Below are 19,542 nucleotides of genomic sequence, written 5' to 3'. Positions count from 1 at the left end.
TTTCGCTTTTCAGACGGTCTGCTGCGTTTGTTGCCGCATTTGCTGGCTGATTTTGGGCGGATTCAGCCAAGCAATATTGCGTTCGCCCAAAGCCTGCTGCCAGTGTTGCAAATTCGCGGTAATGCCGTCTAAAAGATTTTGTTCAGTCAGCAGCTGCACCACCGCTCCGCCCTGCGCGGCTTCGGCCAAACGGGTAATCTGGCGCAACAAGCCACGATCAGGCACGGTATCCGCACGCACACCGAGCAGCAGTTGCACGGGCTGCCGAGTCAATTCATTTTCCCAATGCGCCACGCTATCGCGGCTGTCGGCTACGCCTTTATCCAGCCACTCCTGCCCCAGCGCGTGCACAGACCATGCCGTATCCGGCCACGGCGTTTCCAACATCAATGCCCACTTAGGCGCGCCGCTGATGGCAATTTTCGGCGCAACCGCCGCTATACTTTCTTGATGGTCATCGGCATCCACGATTTGGGTCTGCCAAGTGCGCAAAATGGCTTGATAGTAAGGCTTATCCAACGGCAGCGGGCTGCGCTTGACCTTGAGCAAAATTTTACAGGCCAGCCAAGCGGCCAAACGCGGCAAAATGCCATAGCAAATGATACTGCCGAGCAGTAGCCCCGCCCACTGCCGGGCATCTGCGGCATTGCTGTTCAGACGGCCATTTAACACGGCTTCCGCGTCCGGCACGGGAAAACTCAATTTGGCCGGCAGCCAAGCGAGCCATTCGACCGCCCTCACTGTTGTGGCGCTGCTCAACAGCGTACTTTCCCAGTTGAACGTATATTGCCGCACCAGCAATAGCAACAATACCGATACCAACATTCCTGATAAAGTCGCCAGCCATAAGCTGTGTGACGCCGCGCCAATCCGCCAACGTGCCGACGCCTGCCGCCATTCCTCTGCATAAAGCCGAACAACTGCTTGATTAATCGGATCTTTACTGCGTAGCCAAGTCACCGGAGGGCTGAACAACCGCCCCGGTTTGACACGCAGCAATACCGTACCCAGCAACCACACCAGCAGCATGACCGTATTCATGCCCAATACACCCGACAGAATCAGAAAAAAATTCAAACCCTGATTTTCCATCAACAGGTAAGTGCCGGAAAAACCGCTGGCAAACAATAATGCGGCTGCGGCCATCCATAACCAAAGCGAACCGATACGTACACGTTCCAATGCATGACAAAGCGTACCATTGCGGTCAATCATTTTGGCACGGCGAATTAACTTCTGCTCCTGAGCGCCTTCTACATAACGCACTGATTCGGTTACTTGCGCAGGATCGGCGGAAAAAACATAGGCGTTTTCCTCCAAAATGCGGACAAGTTCAGCTAATTTTCGGGCAGGAGTAAACATAGCAATAGAAAGGCCGTCTGAAAACAGAATTCGATTTTAGCATAAGCGTTTGCGCTGTATAAAAAAAGCCGTTGACGCGAAACTTAGAAGCCGGAAATTTTACGATAACGCAATCATCAGTTAATAATCAGCTTTTCCAAACATGGAAAAAGGCTTGGCAATAAAAATTGCCAAGCCTTTCAATTTTGGTCGGAGTGAAAGGATTCGAACCTTCGACCCCTTGCACCCCATGCAAGTGCGCTACCAGGCTGCGCCACACTCCGACGAAGAAAGCATTATATTATGCTTTACTGTTTTTGAGAAGTCCTTTTTATGGGTTTTCACACTTTTCTCTCAAAGCAAAAGGCCGTCTGAAAATAGGTATTTTCAGACGGCCTTTTGCTTATATACCAAACATCGCCTAAAGCAGATGATTTATTGCGCCAAAGTCTGTTCCAAATCGGCCAAGACTTTTTTCAAACCGACGCGGATTTCTTCCGCATCGGCGGCAGGATTACCGTTGGCATCTACCGAGCCTTGGCTGAAGCCGTCGATATAAGGCGCAAACGTATCTTTTAATTTCAACAGCTTGACCACATCAGAACGGGTGTAACGGTCGCCGCCATAACCGATGACTGCGCCGTTTTCATGCTGCCATTGGGCAAATTGCGCCGGGCTGATTTGCACCAGTTGGCACACTTCGTCCAATGAAAAATAGCGTTTAGCCGGAATGGTCGGATTAGCGTTGTTTGTCATAGTAATGCTCCACCATGCCTTTGAGCTTTTGGCTGGCATGGAAAGTGACCACGCGGCGGGCGCTGATGGGGACTTCTTCGCCGGTTTTCGGGTTGCGGCCGGGGCGTTGCGGTTTGTCGCGCAATTGGAAATTGCCGAAACCGGAAATTTTGATTTCTTCGCCGTTTGCCAATGTGGTACGGATTTCTTCAAAAAAGAGTTCGACGATTTCTTTGGCATCGTTTTTGGTCACGTTGCTGACTTTATCAACCAAAATATCGGCCAACTCGGCTTTAGTGAGTGTCATGTTGTTACCTTCTGTTTGAACAGGTGCAGATTATTACTAAATTCTACTTAAAAATCAAGTACCAAACTGAAAAATCAGACAAAGACACACTTTGCCTGATTTTCAGTCCGGCGGTATTAAAAACGGGTTTAACCGCGCAACTGCGCACCAATGGCGGCAGCGGTGTCCACCAATTTGGCCATCAGCGGCTCAACGGCTTCATCGGTCAGCGTCGCCTGCATATCTTGCAGAATCACTTTAACGGCCAGGCTCTTCGTGCCTTCCGGCAGACCCGCGCCACGATACACGTCAAACACGCTGACTTCTTGTACCAATTTGTTGGCTGCGCCGTTCAATGCAGCCAACAAAGTATCGTGCGTCATGGCTTCGGGTACGATAAAGGCCAAATCACGGCGGGCAGCTTGGAATTTGGATACCGGACGGTAAACGGTTTTTTCACGACCCAATACCGCACCCATATCCAATTCAAACAGCAGCGGCGCTTGCGGCAAGTCATATTTTTGCAGCCATTTCGGGTGCAGCTCGCCGACAAAACCGACAACTTGGCCGTCTAAAACCACTTGGGCGGTACGCCCCGGGTGTAAGGCCGGATGTTCGGCTTTGACGAAGCTGACCGCTTTGCCGCGCAACAGATTTTCTACATCGGCTTTGATGTCGTAAAAATCGGCATGACGCGCTTTTTTACCCCATTGCTCGGGTACGACCGAACCGTACCACAGACCGCCGATGTGTTCTTTTTGCACAAAAGTGCCGTCTGAATCTTTGCTGAACACGCGCGCGATTTCAAATACGCGCACGCGGTTCTGCTTGCGGTTGAGGTTGTTTTGCAAAATCTCAATCAAGCTGCCGACCAGAGAAGAGCGCATGACCGCATATTGCGCCGCCAGCGGATTTTGCAGACGGATAGGGTTGGCATTAGCGGCAAAATCCTGCTCCCATTGTTCCTCTACAAAAGCGTAGCTGACCACTTCCTGATAGCCGCGCGCCGCCATTTCGGTATAGATGGCAAAACGCGGGCGTTGGTTTTCCGGCAAAGCCAACATTTTCAAACGACCTTTGGTTTCGTCGTTCGGAATGTTTTCATAGCCATATACGCGGCCGATTTCTTCAATCAAATCGGCTTCGATTTCAATATCGAAACGGAAGCTCGGCGCGGTCACGCGGAAGCCTTCGGCAGTCTCTACCGGGTTCAAACCCAAATGCTGCAAAATGGTTTGCACTTGCGCTGCGTCGATTTTTACGCCCAACACTTTTTCCACACGCGCTAAGCGTACTTCAACCTGTTGTTCAGAAGGCAGTTTTCCGACGGCCTCAACCATTTTGCCTGCCGCACCGCCGCAAATCTGCAACACTAACTCTGTGGCGCGTTCAATCGCATCGGCCTGCAAACGGTAGTCCACACCGCGCTCGAAGCGGAACGAAGAATCCGAACCGAAACCGTATTGGCGCGATTTACCGGCAATGATTTCCGGCGCAAACCAAGCCGCTTCCAACACGATATTCTGCGTCGCGTCAGATACGGCGCTGCTCTCTCCACCCATCAGCCCGGCCATACTCAATGCGCCTTGTTCATCCGCAATCACCAGCGTATTAGCTGACAGGGTAACGGTTTTCTCGTTCAAACAAACCAGCTCTTCGCCTTCAACCGCACGGCGCACAATCAGGCTGCCGTGAATTTTATCTGCGTCAAATACATGCATGGGCTGGCCGATTTCCAACATCACATAATTGCCGATGTCCACCAATGCCGAAACGCTGCGGATACCGCTGCGCGCCAAACGCTGCACCAGCCAATCCGGTGACACTGTCTGCGCGTTCACGCCTTCAATCACACGACTGATAAAGCGGCCGCAGTCTTCCGGCGCGTCAATGCGCACGGCTTGAGTCTTACCGGAGGTAACGGAGGCCGTCTGAATTTGCGGAAATTTCACGCCGCACTGGGTCAGCGCCGATACTTCGCGGGCAATGCCTTTAATGCTCAAACAGTCGGCACGGTTAGGCGTAATTTTCAAAGTAAAGACAGCATCGTCCAAATCCAAATACTCACGGATATCCTGACCGACAGGCGCGTCGTCCGGCAAAATATGCAGGCCGTTCACACCGTCGTCAGGCAGACCCAGCTCATCAGTGGAACACAGCATGCCGTTGGACGGCACGCCGCGCATTTTGGTCGGCTTGATTTTGAAATTGCCTGGTAACACCGCGCCCGGCAAGGAACACGGCACTTTAATGCCCGGTTTCACATTCGGTGCGCCGCAGACAATCTGCACCAGCTCGCCCGTACCTGCATCGACTTGGGTCACATTCAAGCGGTCGGCATCGGGGTGTTTTTCCACCGATTTCACTTCCGCCACCACCACGCCGCTAAACGCAGGCGCGGCGGTTTCGGTTTCTTCGACTTCCAAACCGGACATGGTCAGCAAATGCGACAACTCGTCGGCAGAAAGATTAGGATTGGCTTGGGTTTTCAGCCATGAGTAGGAAAATTGCATTGTGTTTTCTCTAACTTTATAGGCCGTCTGAATATTCAGACGGCAGTAAAATCAATCAACAATTCTGAACGAATCACTTATCTGCTATCAACTGATGAATTATTTAAACTGCTTCAAGAAATTCAAATCGTTGTCAAAAAACAGGCGCAGGTCGTTTACGTTGTAGCGCAGCATGGCGAAGCGGTCGAGGCCGATACCGAAGGCGAAGCCGGTGTATTTTTCCGGATCGATATTGACGTTTTTCAAAACGTTGGGGTGCACCATGCCGCAGCCGCCGACCTCCAGCCATTTGCCATTTTCCGCCATGATGTCGATTTCGGCGGAAGGCTCGGTAAACGGAAAGAATGACGGACGGAAACGTACCTGCATATCGTCGCGCTCAAAGAAATTGCGGATAAAGTCGGTAAACACTGCTTTCAAATCGGCAAAGGTCACGCCCTCTTCTACCCATAAGCCTTCGGCCTGATGGAACATCGGGGAGTGGGTGGCGTCGCTATCGACACGATACACGCGGCCGGGCGCGATAATACGGATGGGCGGATTTTTTTTATCCTGCATATAGCGGATTTGAATCGGTGAAGTGTGGGTACGCAACACATCGCCGTTTTCTACGTAAAACGTATCCTGCATAGCACGCGCAGGGTGGTTTTTCGGGATATTCAGCGCTTGGAAATTATGGAAATCGTCTTCGATTTCTGAGCCGTCGGCCACTTCAAAGCCGATACTGCGGAATAATTCTACGATACGCGCCAAAGTTAGGGTAACGGGGTGCATACCACCACTTTCCTGACCGCGTCCGGGCAGGGTCACATCCAAAGCTTCGGCCGCCAGCTGCGCTTGCAATTTGGCTTCGTTAAGTGCATCGCGCTTGGCATTATAGGCCGTCTGAAATTGGTTTTTGCACTCATTGATGTGTGCACCGATGGTTTTACGCTCTTCCGGCGACATTTGGCCGAGGGTTTTGAGCAAACCGGTCAATTCGCCGGTTTTGCCCAGATATTTGGCTTTGACTTGTTCCAAAGCATTGAAATCGGCTGCCGCTTCCAATGCGGCGATGCCTTCGGCAACGATACGGTTTACATTTTCCATGATAATCTTCAGCTTGCAGTCGGTGAAGGAATAGCAGTTACGCAAAAACAATAAGGCCGCCTGAACATTCAGACGGCATTTTTTGGTTTTACAAACGCCAATCCGTTATCGGGTAGATTTAATTCTATTTTAACGCAAACAGGCTTAAAAAAATAGGGCTTTCAAGAAAAAAATCAACTACATAGCCTTATCTAAAATAAAAAAAGGAAACCGAAGTTTCCTTTTTTTATTGGTATGGCAATTAAGCCAAAGCAGCTTTTGCTTTTTCAACCAGTTGCGCGAAGGCAGCTTTGTCGAATACAGCCAAGTCAGCCAATACTTTGCGGTCGATTTCGATAGACGCGCGTTTCAGGCCGTTCATGAATTTGCTGTAAGACAGGCCGTTTTCACGTGCACCTGCATTGATACGCACAATCCACAGTTGGCGGAATTGGCGTTTGCGTTGGCGGCGGTCGCGGTAAGCATATTGACCGGCTTTCATAACCGCTTGCTTGGCAACGCGATATACGTTTTTACGACGGCCGCGGTAGCCTTTGGCTAATGCGAAGATTTTTTGGTGACGAGCACGGGCGGTAACACCGCGTTTTACGCGTGGCATATTTCAGACTCCTTAAGCGTAGGGCAACATTTTAGCAACGGAAGCCAAATCACGGCTGTTCACCATAGAGGTGCCGCGCAATTGGCGTTTGGTTTTTGTGGTTTTTTTGGTCAGGATATGACTTTTGAACGCGTGACCGCGTTTAACACCACCGTTACCCAGTACTTTGAAGCGTTTTTTCGCGCTGGACTTGGTTTTCATTTTAGGCATGGGAAAACTCCATTCGTTTTTAGATAAGGCATAAGGGGCTTTGAAACCATTGATTTCAAAAACTTATATCCCAAACACCACGGTTTTTGCCGTCTGAATTCAGGCTTGCTCCGCACGGCACTCAGAACAAGCCGATAATTATAGCCTTATTTTTTCTTCGGCGCAATCATCATGACCATTTGGCGGCCTTCCATTTTCGGGAAAGACTCGATTTGCGCCACTTCAGCCAATTCTTCTTTCACGCGCTCCAACAGTTGCGCACCCAATTGCTGGTGCGCCATTTCACGACCGCGGAAACGCAGGGTCACTTTGACCTTGTCACCATCCGCCAAAAAGCGGTTGATGTTGCGCATCTTGATTTGGTAATCGCCTTCGTCCGTACCCGGACGGAATTTGATTTCCTTAATCTGCACCTGCTTTTGGTTTTTCTTGGCTTCGTCGCGTTTTTTCGCCTGCTCGTATTTATACTTGCCGAAGTCCATGAGTTTGCACACAGGCGGCTTGGCGGTCGGAGAAATCTCTACCAAGTCCACATCCTGCTCTTCGGCCATTGCCATAGCTTCGCGGACGGATACGACACCAAGCTGTTCGCCTGAACCACTGATTAAGCGCACTTCTTTAGCGGTAATTTCGCCATTGATTCGTGCTTCGCGTTCTTGAGCGATGATGATACTCCTTTTAAAAGTTTAGTCTGTAACCAGGGAGGAAGCGATTTCCTGTTTCAGCTGGGCGATAAAATCGTCCAGATTCAACGAACCCAAGTCTTCTGCTTTGCGGCGTACGGCCACTTTGTTGTCTTGTTTCTCTTTATCGCCTACCACGATTTGGTAAGGGTAACGGTATTGGCTGTTGTCGCGGATTTTGTAGCCGATTTTTTCGTTACGCAAATCCAGTTCGACACGGAAGCCTTCAGTCTGCAAACGGGCAGCCACTTCGCGGCAGTAGTCGGCCTGATTTTCGGTGATGTTCATAATCACCATCTGCACCGGTGCCAACCACAACGGGAAGGAACCGGCATGGTTTTCAATCAGAATGCCGATAAAGCGCTCCAGCGAGCCGAGAATGGCGCGGTGCAGCATAACCGGACGGGCGCGGTCGTTGTTTTCGGTCACATATTCCGCATCCAAACGCTCCGGCAAGACAAAGTCTAATTGCAGCGTACCGCATTGCCAAGAGCGACCCAACGCGTCTTTAACGTGGTATTCGATTTTCGGGCCGTAAAACGCACCCTCGCCCGGCAACTCTTCCCATTCTACACCGCAAGCGGTCAAAGCGTCGCGCAGGCCTTGTTCGGCTTTATCCCAAATTTCGTCCGAACCGGCACGTTGCTCGGGGCGCAAAGACAGTTTGACCGATACGTCATGGAAACCAAACTGCTTGTAAATGCGCACCAGCAATTCATTAAAGGCTTGCGCTTCGGATACGATTTGCTCTTCGGTACAGAAAATATGCGCGTCATCTTGCACGAAACCACGCACACGCATCAAACCGTGCAGCGCACCGGAGGGCTCGTTACGGTGGCATGAGCCGAATTCGGCCAAGCGCATCGGCAAATCGCGGTAAGAACGTAGGCTGTTGTTGAATACCTGTACATGACCCGGGCAGTTCATCGGTTTAATCGCGTATTCGCGTTTTTCCGATTGGGTGATGAACATATTGTCTTTGTAGTTTTCCCAGTGACCGGAACGCTCCCAGAAGGATTTGTCCATCATCATCGGGGTTTTGATTTCTTTATAACCGGCCGCATCCAGCTCTTTGCGCATATGCTGCTCAATAGCCTGCCACAACGCCCAACCTTTCGGGTGCCAGAATACCATGCCCGGCGCTTCGTCTTGCAGGTGGAACAAATCCAACTGTTTGCCCAATTTGCGGTGGTCGCGTTTTTCTGCCTCTTCGATACGCTGGATATAGGCTTTCAACTCGTCTTTAGTTGCCCAAGCGGTGCCGTAAATGCGTTGCAGCATTTCATTATTGCTATCGCCGCGCCAGTAGGCGCCGGCCAATTTGGTCAGCTTGAAGTTTTTCAAAAAACGGGTGTTCGGTACATGCGGGCCACGGCACATATCCACATATTCCTGATGGTGGTACAAGCCCATCTCTTCCACTTCAGGCATGTCTTCAATCAAGCGCAGCTTGTATTCTTCGCCACGGTCTTGGAAGGTTTTAATGGTTTCAGCACGCGGGGTCATGACCTTGATTACATCGTAATCCTGCGCAATCAGCTCTTTCATGCGCGCTTCGATGGCAGCGACGTCTTCCGGCGTAAACGGTTTTTCAGTAGCAATATCGTAATAGAAACCGTCTTCAATCACCGGGCCGATAACCATTTTGGCATTCGGATACAGCTGTTTGACAGCATGGCCGACCAAGTGGGCGCAGGAGTGGCGGATGATTTCCACGCCTTCTTTGTCTTTGGGCGTAATGATTTGCACGCTGGCGTCTGCGGTAATCGGATCGCTTGCGTCCACCAGCTTGCCGTTGACCTTACCCGCCACCGTTGCTTTCGCCAGACCCGTACCAATCGAAGCGGCAATTTGCGCCACGGTAACAGGGGATTCGTATTGGCGGACCGAACCGTCAGGCAGGGTAATGTTCAACATCTGTAAAGCTCCAAAACCGGTAATGTAAAAATATAATTGTCAGCTATATACAATAAAACAACAAAACCGGCGAACCGATTTTGTTGTTTCGGGTATTTTGGTAGGCGCGATTGGATTCGAACCAACGACCCCCACCATGTCAAGGTGGTGCTCTAACCAACTGAGCTACGTGCCTAAATAAGAAGTCGTTATTTTAGCCATTGTCGCACCCGATTGCAAGCATCCGTCCGCATATTTCAGACGGCCTTACCTCAAATCCGTTATAATCCGCCTTATTTTGAATCTATCCCGCAACACATCATGCTGAAATTCACCTTACACAAGAAAGACGGCCACGCCCGGCGCGGCACGCTCGAACTCAACCACGGCACCATCGAAACCCCCGTATTCATGCCCGTCGGCACTTACGGCTCGGTCAAAGCCATGACCCCCGACAACCTGCACGACATCAAAGCGCAGATTATCTTGGGCAACACCTACCATTTATGGTTGCGCCCGGGCTTGGAAGTCATCGAACAATTCGGCGGCCTGCACGACTTTATCGGCTGGGACAAACCGATTCTGACCGACTCCGGCGGTTTCCAAGTATTTTCACTTTCCGAAATGCGCAAGCTTACCGAAGAAGGCTGCACCTTCAAAAGCCCGATTAACGGCGACAAACTGTTTCTTTCGCCCGAAATCTCCATGAAAATCCAAACCGTACTCAATTCCGACATCGCCATGCAGCTCGACGAATGCACGCCCGGCGAAGCCAGCCGCGAGCAGGCGCGCCAATCCTTGCAAATGAGTCTGCGTTGGGCCGAGCGCAGCAAAAAAGCCTTTGAAGATTTGCGCAACCCGAATGCCCTTTTCGGCATTGTACAAGGTGCGATGTATGAAGACCTGCGTGAAGAATCGCTCAAAGGTTTGGAACAATTCGACTTCCCCGGACTCGCCATCGGCGGCCTCTCCGTCGGCGAACCCAAGCCGGAAATGTACCGCATGCTCCGCGCTGTCGGCCCGATTCTGCCCGAGCACAAGCCGCATTATTTAATGGGCGTCGGCACACCGGAAGATTTGGTTTACGGCGTGGCGCACGGCGTGGATATGTTCGACTGCGTCATGCCCACGCGCAACGCCCGAAACGGCTGGCTGTTTACCCGTTTCGGCGATTTGAAAATCAAAAACGCCAAACACAAACTCGACAAACGCCCCCTCAACGAATCCTGCACCTGCTACGCCTGCCAAAATTTCAGCCGCGCCTACCTGCACCACCTGCACCGCGCCGGCGAGATTCTCGGCGCACAGCTCAACACCATCCACAATCTGCATTTTTATCAGGTCATTATGGCCGAAATGCGCGAAGCGATTGAGCAGGGCAAATTCGCCGACTGGCAGGCGCAGTTTCATGAAAACCGTGCGCGTGGGGTAGATTGATTACCCTTGCTTTGCCGTAAATAACAAGGCCGTCTGAAAAATTTTTCAGACGGCCTTTTTCATATCATTTGAAATTTGAAAACAGACAAAATCAATTTGTGGAAATACACAAAAATTTCTGCTGTTTTTCTCAAAAAATCACCTTGCAACCCACTCCGTAACAATAAATAATTTTCTGAAATATCATTTAGTTAAATTGAATATTACAAACAAATAGGAGTATTACCGTGAAAAAAACCCCTCTGAGCCAAACTCCACAAATCAACGCCACCCGCCGCCATATTCTGCAAGGTTTGGCGGGCAGCGCTTTATTGTCGCTATCGGGATTGTCTGCCGCGCAACAGCAAAGTGAAACAGCGGCCAATCCGCGCTATCCGGATCCGGCGGTCGAAGTGCTCGATCCCTCTTTTGCCAAATACCGCCTTTACAGCGCCAGCGTAGAACGCTTGGGCACAGGCATGCGCTGGGCGGAAGGGCCGGCATGGTTTGGCGACGGGCAATTTTTGCTGGTTTCGGATATTCCCAACAACCGTATCATGCGCTATGACTGCATTACCCGGCAAATGGCCGTATTCCGCGAACCCTCCAACTACACCAACGGCATTGCCCGCGACAAACAAGGGCGGATTCTGACTTGCGAACATTTGGGCAGACGTGTCACCCGCACCGAATACGACGGCTCGATTACCGTATTGGCCGACCGCTACAACGGCAAACCGCTCAATTCACCCAACGACATCATCGTCCGATCAGACGGCTCGATTTGGTTTACCGATCCGCCTTTTGGCCTTAACGGCCATTACGAAGGGCAGAAAGCCACAGCCGAACAGCCTGACGGCGTGTATCGGATTGAACCCGATACAGGCAACTTGGTACGGGTATTGGATAACTTACTCATGCCCAACGGTCTGGCCTTTTCACCCGATGAAAAATATCTCTACATCATCGGCCGTTATAAAAACACGCCTAAACAAAGGCATTTGTTCCGCTACGATGTCGGTGTCGACGGCAGCTTGCGCAACCAAACCAAAATTTTCAGCGGCAACCCCAACGGCACGCTGGACGGCATTGCCGTGGATGAAGACGGCAACATTTGGGCGGGCTACGGCAGCCAGACCAACAGCAAAGGCTCGCTCTCCAAAGACATGGACGGCGTGATTATCATCAACCCGCAAGGCAAGCAAATCGGCTATATCCACCTGCCCGAACGCTGCGCCAACCTCTGCTTCGGCGGCGCCAAAGGCAACCGCCTCTTTATGGCCTCCAGCCGCTCGCTGTATGCCATTTATGTAGAAACCCGAGGCGCAGATTTTGCGCATAAAAAATAGCAGCAAAATATAAGGCCATCTGAAAATTTTTCAGACGGCCTTTATCCATCAACCCTCAAATCACAACTGTGCCAATTTATCGACGACACGGTAGGTAATGCCGTCAAACACCGCAAAATGCTTTTGCGCGCAGGCGATTTTCTGCTGCTCCTCCAAACGCAAACGGCCGGTATCCACGCCTTCTTGTATGCCCTTGCCGGTGTTTTTGGTTTCCACCACAAAATACACCTGCTCGCGTTTTTTCATCACCACTGCCCAGTCCGGATTATGGAAACCGATGGGCGTCGGAATTTTAAACCAGCGCGGCAGTTTGAAATACAGGCACACGTCTTCATGATTTTCGCAATCCGTGGCAAACTGCTTTTCCGTTTGCGAATCCAGCGCGATGTAATCGGCAAAAATGGTTTTGCGCTTTTTGGCTTCATTGTCTTGGTTAACAGCAAACGTATATTCGTTTAAGAAAAACTCCGCGCCGTTTTGCGCCAATTTCTCCCAGTCGGCCAGACTTTGCGTGTAGTCATCATCGTCAGGCCGTCTGAAATATTCGATACCGTCCACCATCAGCGCCTGCAAAGCCTGGCGGATTTTCTCGCCGACCATATTCACAAAGCGTTGCGGATTATTCGCCAGCTCGCCGATTCTGCCAGACCGTTGCAAAATCTCAAACACCGTCTGCCGCGTCAGCTGCGTTTTCTTGGCAATTTCATGCAACACATCGGGAATCTGCCACACCGTATCGCTGTCATAGCGGCGGCTGTTGACCTCCTCCGCTTCGATACCGTAAGTCAGCGACTGATTGATTTTGGCTTTTTGCACCACAATCTGCGGCTTTTGGATTTCCGGCATTTGGCGGATAAGCGCGCAGGCCGTCTGAACCAACTCATCATGGGAAAAACGCACCGCATAGTGCGTTTGATGGCACAGCCGCTGCCAAATTCCAACAAACGCCTCTTCGAGCATAAAGCCCTTGCGCAAAGTTTGCGTTTTGCGCTTGCTGCCGTCTTTCACGCCGCCGTTGCCGAATTTAATGCCGCATTCGTCTTCATATTCTTTTTGCAGATTGGCGGCAAAACTCTGGTAGCTCTCATTGGGCACCACCGTCAGAATATTCACGCTTTCGTCATGTATGCGCCGCCCCTGCTGGTTGACCGCCAACCGCAGACCGCGCCCGATTTCCTGCCGCTTTTTAATCAGCGAACGCGTTTCGTTCAAAGTGCAAATCTGAAACACATTCGGATTGTCCCAGCCCTCTTTGAGCGCCGAATGCGAGAAAATAAAGCGGATTTTGCTGTCAAACGACAACAGCTTTTCCTTATTGCGCATAATCAGGTCATAAGTATCCTCATCCGCTTTGCTGCTGCCGTTGGTATCCTTATCCTTGCCCTTGTCTTGCGAAAAATAGCCGTCGTGCACACCCGCCGCACTTTCGCCCGTTTCCCGTGCGTAAATTTCTTCAAACCATTGCGCAAACTTGCCGCCGTTGCGGTAATTGGCCACCTTATCAATAAAAAACAGCGACAACACTTTCACACCCAGCGGATTCAGCCGCTTTTCCTTGCGCAAATGCTCTTTGACCGTCTGCTCGATTTGCCGCTTCATTACCTCGTCGCGCAGCAAATCATCGCCTTCGTTTTGCGCAACGATTTGCCCGCCCGACAAAGCCATCTGGCCGTTTTCCACATCCAAACCGTCAATAATAAAACCGTGCCGGTAGCTTTCATTGCCGCCGGATTTGTCAAACAAATCATCGCCGGTCTGCACCGTTACCGTTTTCTTCTTGGTTTCCTTCTCGCTCTGAAAATGAATTTCCACCTTCGCTTTCAGACGGCCTTTGCCCACAATAAACTCTTTCAAAACCACATAAGCGCCGTTGACATCGTTTTGCGCCAACACCGGCACCACCTCAATCTGCTTCACCAGCTTTTTCTGATAAGCGTCAATCGGATTCAGGCGGTAGATTTTATGGTAGGGATTTTTATGCGTCGCCGAATAGCGTAAGACAAACAGCGGGTTGAGCGAATCAATCGCCTGCTTCGCCAGCACCGTTTCCATATTTTGCGGCTCGTCAACAATCACAATCGGGCAGGTATCGCTAATCAGCTTCACCGGCGCTTCGCCGCTTTCATTCACGCGGTTAATCACATTGCCGTCTTTTTTAAACGCGTCGATGTTCATCACCAGAATTTCAATGCCGTTGTTGGCCGCAAAGCCGCGCAACACATTCAGCTTGTCGCTCTGATACACATGCGCATGCACCACCGGCTTGTCAAACTCGCTTTCAAAATGCGCCTGCGTTGCGCGTATGCTCTGCAACACACCCTCGCGAATCGCCACGCCCGGCACCACAATCACAAATTTCTGCCAGCCGTATTGCCGGTTGAGCTCGAAAATCGTGCGCAGATACACATACGTTTTGCCCGTACCCGTTTCCATTTCGATGGAAAAATTCAGCCCGTGTTCGCCGATTTCTGAGAGCGGCAAACCAAAGCGCCGCTGCACCTGCTTCAGATTTTCTCCGATGGCTTCGTTCGGCAGCGTGCGCCGGTTAGCCATCACCGGCATGACCCCGCCCGCCGTCATCTCAAACTGCTGCGCATGGTGCGGCTCGTCTTGAAACAAATCCACCACCGCCGCCACCGCCTCGGCCTGATAGTCCAGCTTTTCAAATTTCAACTGCATATTTTATCCCTACCGTTTGCCGGTATTAAGCCGACAAACCTACCTTCATCTTTCCTGATGTTGGGTTTACAACCCAACCTACCCGGCTGCATGGCTTATCTTTTCAGACGGCCTTACAAGGTCTCAAACGCCACGCCTGCGTCTTTAAACTGCAAAGCCGCATTGGTTTTCAGCGCGTCGTCGCCTGCAAACACCTTGTCCAAAGCAAACACCTTGACCGGCTTGCCCGCCGCAACCGCCGCCAGCGTTTCCTCATCGGCCTTCTCCAGCAGCAAAGCCGTTTTGCGCGTGGCGGCGGCGTTGTCCAGCCACACGATGCCGTCTGAAAACGTGATGGAATCCGTCAGTTGGAAACCCAAGCGCAACATCAGTTCGTAGGCCAGCTGTTCGGTCGAAACCCCGTCGCGCACCACATCGCGGAATTCGGCAAACAAAGCCAGCTGCTCTTCCGCATTCAGACGGCCTGCCGACGGGTTGCGCCATTGTTTGAAACCGCTTTCGGCCAATTTGAACACCTTAAACCCCGTATCCACGCTTTGCCCTGCGGCAAGGCCGTCTGAAATCTGCCGACCGGCGCGGCGGATACGCTCTTTGGCGATTTCGGCGATGGTGGGATAACCCGCTTTAAACGCTTCGGATTTTTCATCGGTTTCTTCCGGCAGTTGCACGCAGAGATAACGGCGTTTGCCGCCGTCTTCGGCGTTAAGCTGCATCACGGCATGGGCGGTTGTGCCGCTGCCGGAGAAGAAGTCTAGAATGAGTGCATTTTCATCATGTAATACATTGAGAAAAAATTGAATGAGTGAAGTCGGTTTAGGAAAGTCAAATAATTTTCCCTGAAAAAGTTCGGTAATTTCTTTCGTGCCATTTAAAGACATTCCGACACTTTCAGGCAACTTTGTGCTGACCGCGATTCTGCCAAAACTTTCTCCTGCTTTTGCTATGTCGTCATCTTTAAAATAACGCATAACAGGATTACTGATGTTGAGAAAGTCATAATCATCAGGAAATACGATTTTCCCTGCATCGTAATAATCTTGAAAAGTATCTTGGGTAACTGCCCAAGTCCGTAACGGATTGGCTGGATATTCTTTGCCTGTTTTCGGATTTTTTAATGTGAAAAAACTATTTGGACGTTCACTTGCATTACGTTGAGTTGTCAAATCGTGTATTCGCCAAGGTCGATTTGGAAAATCATCAGTTTCAAAATATTTGCGTTCTTTTCCTTCTATACTGGCAATAAAATCTTCTGTTTTTGCATAAGCCAAAATAAATTCGTAATCAGACGATACGCCAAACGGCACGTCAGATTTTGCGGTGCGTTTGCGCCAAGGAAATTGCCCAACAAAATTCTCCGCCCCAAATACCTCGTCACACAATAATTTCAACTGCGCCTGTTCATTATCATCAATCGAGATAAAAATCACGCCGTCTTCGCGCAGCAGGGTTTTCGCCAAATGCAGGCGCGGCAGCATCATGGAGAGCCAGTTGCTGTGGTAGTTGCCGTTGTCGCGGCTGTTTTTGCGGAACGCGCCTTGAAACACGCCGTCGCGTTTCAGATAGCCGTCATCGTCCTTATCCCCTACGCGGCGGGCGTATTCCTCGCGGGTTTCGGAAAATTTGTCGGGATAGATAAAGCTGTCTGAACCGGTGTTGTAAGGCGGGTCGATGTAAATCATCTTTACCGCGCCGGCATAGGATTTTTGCAGGATTTTCAGGGCTTCAAGATTTTCCGCCTCGATAAACACGTTTTGCGTGTGCTCAAAATCCACGCTTTCGGCTTGGCAGGGAATCAGAGTGTTGAAGGTCGGGCTTTGCAGCGTGCGGTAGGCATCGGCCTTGCCCGCCCAGCCCAGCATATAGCGCTCGTTGGCGTCGGCCAGATTGTCCGCGCCGAGAATGAGTTTGAGCTTTTCCCTGTCGATTTTGCCTTCGCAAAACGCCTCAGGGAAAAGATTTTTGAATTTTAACAGATTGTTTTCATTTATATTATTGAGGTTTTCGTGTATAATTTCGGTTCGGTTCGGTTCGGTTCGGTTCGGTTCGGTAGCCATAGGTGTATCTCCTGAAAATATCGCTGAATCGTATGCGGCCGTTTGGATACCGCCCGGGCGTTTTCACGCCGTCCGCATATTGGCGCCGCCGTTGATTCTAACTGTTTTTGCGCGTTTTTTGAATCGTCCCCGTCCAAGGCCGTCTGAAAGGCTTGTGATTCTGCGTAGGTTGGGTTGCAAAACCCAACATGACACCGCTGCTTTGTTGGGATTTCATCCCAACCTACTCAACTTTGCAACGGCATTGATTTTGCCTAATACCCCGTTTGTCAGGCCGTCTGAAAATGCTTGCCCGGCGCAGCTAAAGTATTCAGACGGCCTTATCGTTGCTAAAATAGCCGCCCGTATCCTTCAATCAGAGTTTCCCGCCATGCCTTATTTCCTGCCCGAACCGCCTGTTCCCTATGCCGAGCAAAATAAAACCGCCGTGTTGCTGCTGAATCTCGGTACGCCCGACGCGCCGACGGCCGCGGCGGTAAAGCCGTATTTGCGGGATTTTTTATCCGATCAGCGCGTGGTGGAACTGCCCAAATGGGTGTGGCAGCCGATTTTGCGCGGTTTGGTGTTGACGCTGCGCCCGAAAAAATCGGCGCACGGTTATGCTAAGGTGTGGTCGGAAAACGGCTCGCCTTTGGCGGTTTATACGCAAAAACAGGCGCAGGCGTTGGCGGCGGCGTTTCCCCATCTGATTGTGCGCCATGCCATGACTTACGGCCATCCGAATGTGGCCGATGTGTTGGCAGAGCTTAAGGCGCAGGGCGCAGGCAGGGTGTTGGTGGTGCCGCTGTATCCGCAGTATGCGGCTTCCAGCACGGGCGCGGCTTTGGATAAGGTGTTTGCGCAGCTTTTGCGCCAACGCAATCAGATGGACGTGCGAACGGTATCGCGTTTTTATGACGACGCGGGCTATATTGCGGCGATGAAGCGACATATCGAGGCGTATTGGGCGGCCAACGGGCGCGGCGACAAGCTGATGTTGAGTTTCCACGGCATTCCGCAAAAAAGCCATGACGAGGGCGACCCCTACCCCGACGAATGCCGCCACACCGCCCGCCTGTTGGCGGCGGCGCTGGGCTTGGGCGAAACGGATTATGTGGTGTCGTTCCAAAGCCAATTCGGTAAAGCCAAATGGGTAACCCCGAGCACGCAGGCGCTGTTTGATTCGCTGCCGAAAGAAGGCGTGAAAAAATTGGATGTATTCTGCCCCGGCTTTATGGCGGACTGTTTGGAAACGCTGGAGGAAATCGCCCTCACCGGCCGCGAGCAGTTCCATGCGGCAGGCGGGGTGCAGTATCACTATATTCCGTGTTTAAACGACAACGCGGATTGGATCGCGGCGCTGGCGGATTTGGTCAAACGCAATTTGGGCGGGTGGGATTAAAGGCCGTCTGAAAAAGCCTAGACAGGGGTCTAAAACGGCCATTAATCGTTGAAAAACGCTATTTTACATACAGGTATTTGCATGTTTGTATGCATTTCAAATTTTCTGGGCTAAAGCAGCATGATGGGTTTGCACCCTCCCTACAAATTACCATAAAGAAACGCCGTCTGAAAATTTTTTCAGACGGCGTTTCTTTATTACACCCGATTATAAATTGCTGCTGCCCACCGCATTGGCGATATCGCGCACGGCGGTCACATACATACGGCTGTTGTTATACTGCCAAACGCTGTAAAAATTATTCAGCCCCAGATAATACTCATACACGCCGGGCGCGGTTTCCAAGCGGTAGAGCACTGCTTTTCCATTGTCGGCCACATATTCCTGCGGCGTAACGCCCAAAGCTTTGAAATCGGCCACGGTGCGGGTCAGCGCGGTTTTCTCGTCAATGATGGCTTGCAGCTGCGCATTGATGTTTAGATTGACCGGCACAATCATCTTGCCGCCGGTTTTCCAGCCGTGCTGCTTCATGTAATTGGCCACGGAAGCGGCCACATCGCCGACGTTGTTCCAAATATCGCGGTGGCCGTCACCGTCGTAATCCACCGCCCATTTGCGGTAGCTGGAAGGCATAAACTGCGGCATGCCCATGGCGCCGGCGTAGCTGCCTTTAAAGCTGAACACGTCTTGGCGCTCTTCTTTCGCCATTTTCAAAAGTTCGCTCAACTCGTTTTGGAAAAACTCGGCGCGACGCGGGTAATCGAAGGCCAGCGTGCCCAAAGCGTCGGCCACGCGGAAGCTGCCGGTGTTTTTGCCGTAGTTGGTTTCAATGCCGATAATCGCCACAATCAGCTCGGCTGGCACGCCGTATTTGCGCGCCACGTCGTCAATCACGGCGCGGTTGGCGGCGTAAAACTGGCGGCCGCCGTTGAATTTGGCTGCGCCGGAATTGCCGGTGCGGAATTCGTACCACGGGCGCGAGGTACTGGGGCGGTACATGATATTGATAATATTGGCTTTATACACCACGCCGTCGAAGAAGGTTTGCAATTCGCTGCGGCTAAACTGGCGCGTGGCCGCTTCGTAGTCTATCCAGCGCTGTACGTTGGTGTTGGCATTGAAACCGCTGCTGGCAACGGATTCGGCGGCGGTGTCGAAAGTCGGGCGTTTCGTGCTTTGGCTGACGGGTTGCACCAGTTTGGCGGTTGTCGTGCTGCTGACAGGCTTTTTGTTGCTGCTACACGCGGCCAAAAGAGCGGCAACGGCGAGTAAGGCGAGGGACTTTTTCATGGGGTATCCGTAAAGTGAGTGG

Annotated in this window: 15 protein-coding genes and 2 tRNA genes; 3 read left to right on the top strand and 14 right to left on the bottom strand. The window is 51.4% G+C overall.

Annotated features, from left to right (window positions below):
• Window positions 1-9 precede the first annotated feature (9 nt).
• From J2T37_RS02040 to J2T37_RS01990, 11 genes are all read right to left on the bottom strand, one after another.
• The gene (locus J2T37_RS02040) at window positions 10-1,362 is read right to left on the bottom strand and encodes a DUF2868 domain-containing protein (protein ID WP_253353532.1); all 1,353 of its coding nucleotides are present in this window, start codon (window positions 1,360-1,362) and stop codon (window positions 10-12) included.
• Window positions 1,363-1,548: 186 nt separating this feature from the next.
• A tRNA-Pro gene (locus J2T37_RS02035) sits at window positions 1,549-1,625 on the bottom strand.
• 151 nt (window positions 1,626-1,776) lie between these two features.
• Entirely contained in the window at window positions 1,777-2,097 is a 321-nt protein-coding gene (locus tag J2T37_RS02030; protein WP_253353531.1) for a hypothetical protein, read from the bottom strand.
• Entirely contained in the window at window positions 2,081-2,383 is a 303-nt protein-coding gene (locus tag J2T37_RS02025) for an integration host factor subunit alpha (protein WP_253353530.1), read from the bottom strand. The genes J2T37_RS02030 and J2T37_RS02025 overlap by 17 nt, the downstream gene beginning before the upstream one ends.
• A gap of 128 nt (window positions 2,384-2,511) precedes the next feature.
• The gene (pheT, locus tag J2T37_RS02020) at window positions 2,512-4,875 is read right to left on the bottom strand and encodes a phenylalanine--tRNA ligase subunit beta (RefSeq protein WP_253353529.1); all 2,364 of its coding nucleotides are present in this window, start codon (window positions 4,873-4,875) and stop codon (window positions 2,512-2,514) included.
• Window positions 4,876-4,974: 99 nt separating this feature from the next.
• Window positions 4,975-5,964, bottom strand: a complete 990-nt coding sequence (pheS, locus tag J2T37_RS02015; protein ID WP_253353528.1) for a phenylalanine--tRNA ligase subunit alpha — start codon at window positions 5,962-5,964, stop codon at window positions 4,975-4,977.
• 241 nt (window positions 5,965-6,205) lie between these two features.
• Window positions 6,206-6,562, bottom strand: a complete 357-nt coding sequence (gene rplT, locus J2T37_RS02010; RefSeq protein WP_066077088.1) for a 50S ribosomal protein L20 — start codon at window positions 6,560-6,562, stop codon at window positions 6,206-6,208.
• 12 nt (window positions 6,563-6,574) lie between these two features.
• A complete protein-coding gene (gene rpmI / locus J2T37_RS02005; protein ID WP_253353527.1) occupies window positions 6,575-6,772 on the bottom strand; it encodes a 50S ribosomal protein L35 in 198 nt (65 codons plus the stop codon).
• Between the two features lie 146 nt (window positions 6,773-6,918).
• Window positions 6,919-7,440 (bottom strand): translation initiation factor IF-3, encoded by a 522-nt coding sequence (gene infC / locus J2T37_RS02000; RefSeq protein ID WP_367398800.1) that lies wholly within the window; start codon window positions 7,438-7,440, stop codon window positions 6,919-6,921.
• Between the two features lie 18 nt (window positions 7,441-7,458).
• The gene (gene thrS / locus J2T37_RS01995) at window positions 7,459-9,372 is read right to left on the bottom strand and encodes a threonine--tRNA ligase (protein WP_253353525.1); all 1,914 of its coding nucleotides are present in this window, start codon (window positions 9,370-9,372) and stop codon (window positions 7,459-7,461) included.
• Between the two features lie 98 nt (window positions 9,373-9,470).
• Window positions 9,471-9,547, bottom strand: a tRNA-Val gene (locus tag J2T37_RS01990).
• A 125-nt stretch (window positions 9,548-9,672) separates the two neighbouring features.
• Between J2T37_RS01990 and tgt the strand changes: the two genes are divergently transcribed.
• Complete coding sequence (gene tgt / locus J2T37_RS01985) at window positions 9,673-10,788, top strand: tRNA guanosine(34) transglycosylase Tgt (RefSeq protein ID WP_253353524.1); 1,116 nt, start codon at window positions 9,673-9,675, stop codon at window positions 10,786-10,788.
• A 227-nt stretch (window positions 10,789-11,015) separates the two neighbouring features.
• Window positions 11,016-12,116 (top strand): SMP-30/gluconolactonase/LRE family protein, encoded by a 1,101-nt coding sequence (locus tag J2T37_RS01980; RefSeq protein ID WP_253353523.1) that lies wholly within the window; start codon window positions 11,016-11,018, stop codon window positions 12,114-12,116.
• A 60-nt stretch (window positions 12,117-12,176) separates the two neighbouring features.
• Here the strand turns inward: J2T37_RS01980 and J2T37_RS01975 are convergent, their stop codons facing one another.
• Both J2T37_RS01975 and J2T37_RS01970 read right to left on the bottom strand, forming a co-directional pair.
• A complete protein-coding gene (locus tag J2T37_RS01975; protein WP_253353522.1) occupies window positions 12,177-14,795 on the bottom strand; it encodes a DEAD/DEAH box helicase family protein in 2,619 nt (872 codons plus the stop codon).
• Between the two features lie 113 nt (window positions 14,796-14,908).
• Window positions 14,909-16,849 (bottom strand): site-specific DNA-methyltransferase, encoded by a 1,941-nt coding sequence (locus J2T37_RS01970; protein WP_253353521.1) that lies wholly within the window; start codon window positions 16,847-16,849, stop codon window positions 14,909-14,911.
• Between the two features lie 370 nt (window positions 16,850-17,219).
• Here J2T37_RS01970 and hemH point away from each other — a divergent pair, with 370 nt between their 5' ends.
• Window positions 17,220-18,230 (top strand): ferrochelatase, encoded by a 1,011-nt coding sequence (gene hemH / locus J2T37_RS01965; RefSeq protein ID WP_253353564.1) that lies wholly within the window; start codon window positions 17,220-17,222, stop codon window positions 18,228-18,230.
• 207 nt (window positions 18,231-18,437) lie between these two features.
• Here hemH and mltB read toward each other — a convergent pair whose 3' ends face one another.
• Entirely contained in the window at window positions 18,438-19,520 is a 1,083-nt protein-coding gene (gene mltB, locus J2T37_RS01960; protein WP_253353520.1) for a lytic murein transglycosylase B, read from the bottom strand.
• Window positions 19,521-19,542 lie beyond the last annotated feature (22 nt).

The sequence above is a fragment of the Neisseria perflava genome, assembly GCF_024170405.1.
Classification (GTDB): Bacteria; Pseudomonadota; Gammaproteobacteria; order Burkholderiales; family Neisseriaceae; genus Neisseria; species Neisseria perflava_B.
The sequence above is the reverse complement of the archived record's forward strand: the minus strand, read 5'-3'. Positions and strand labels throughout refer to the sequence as shown.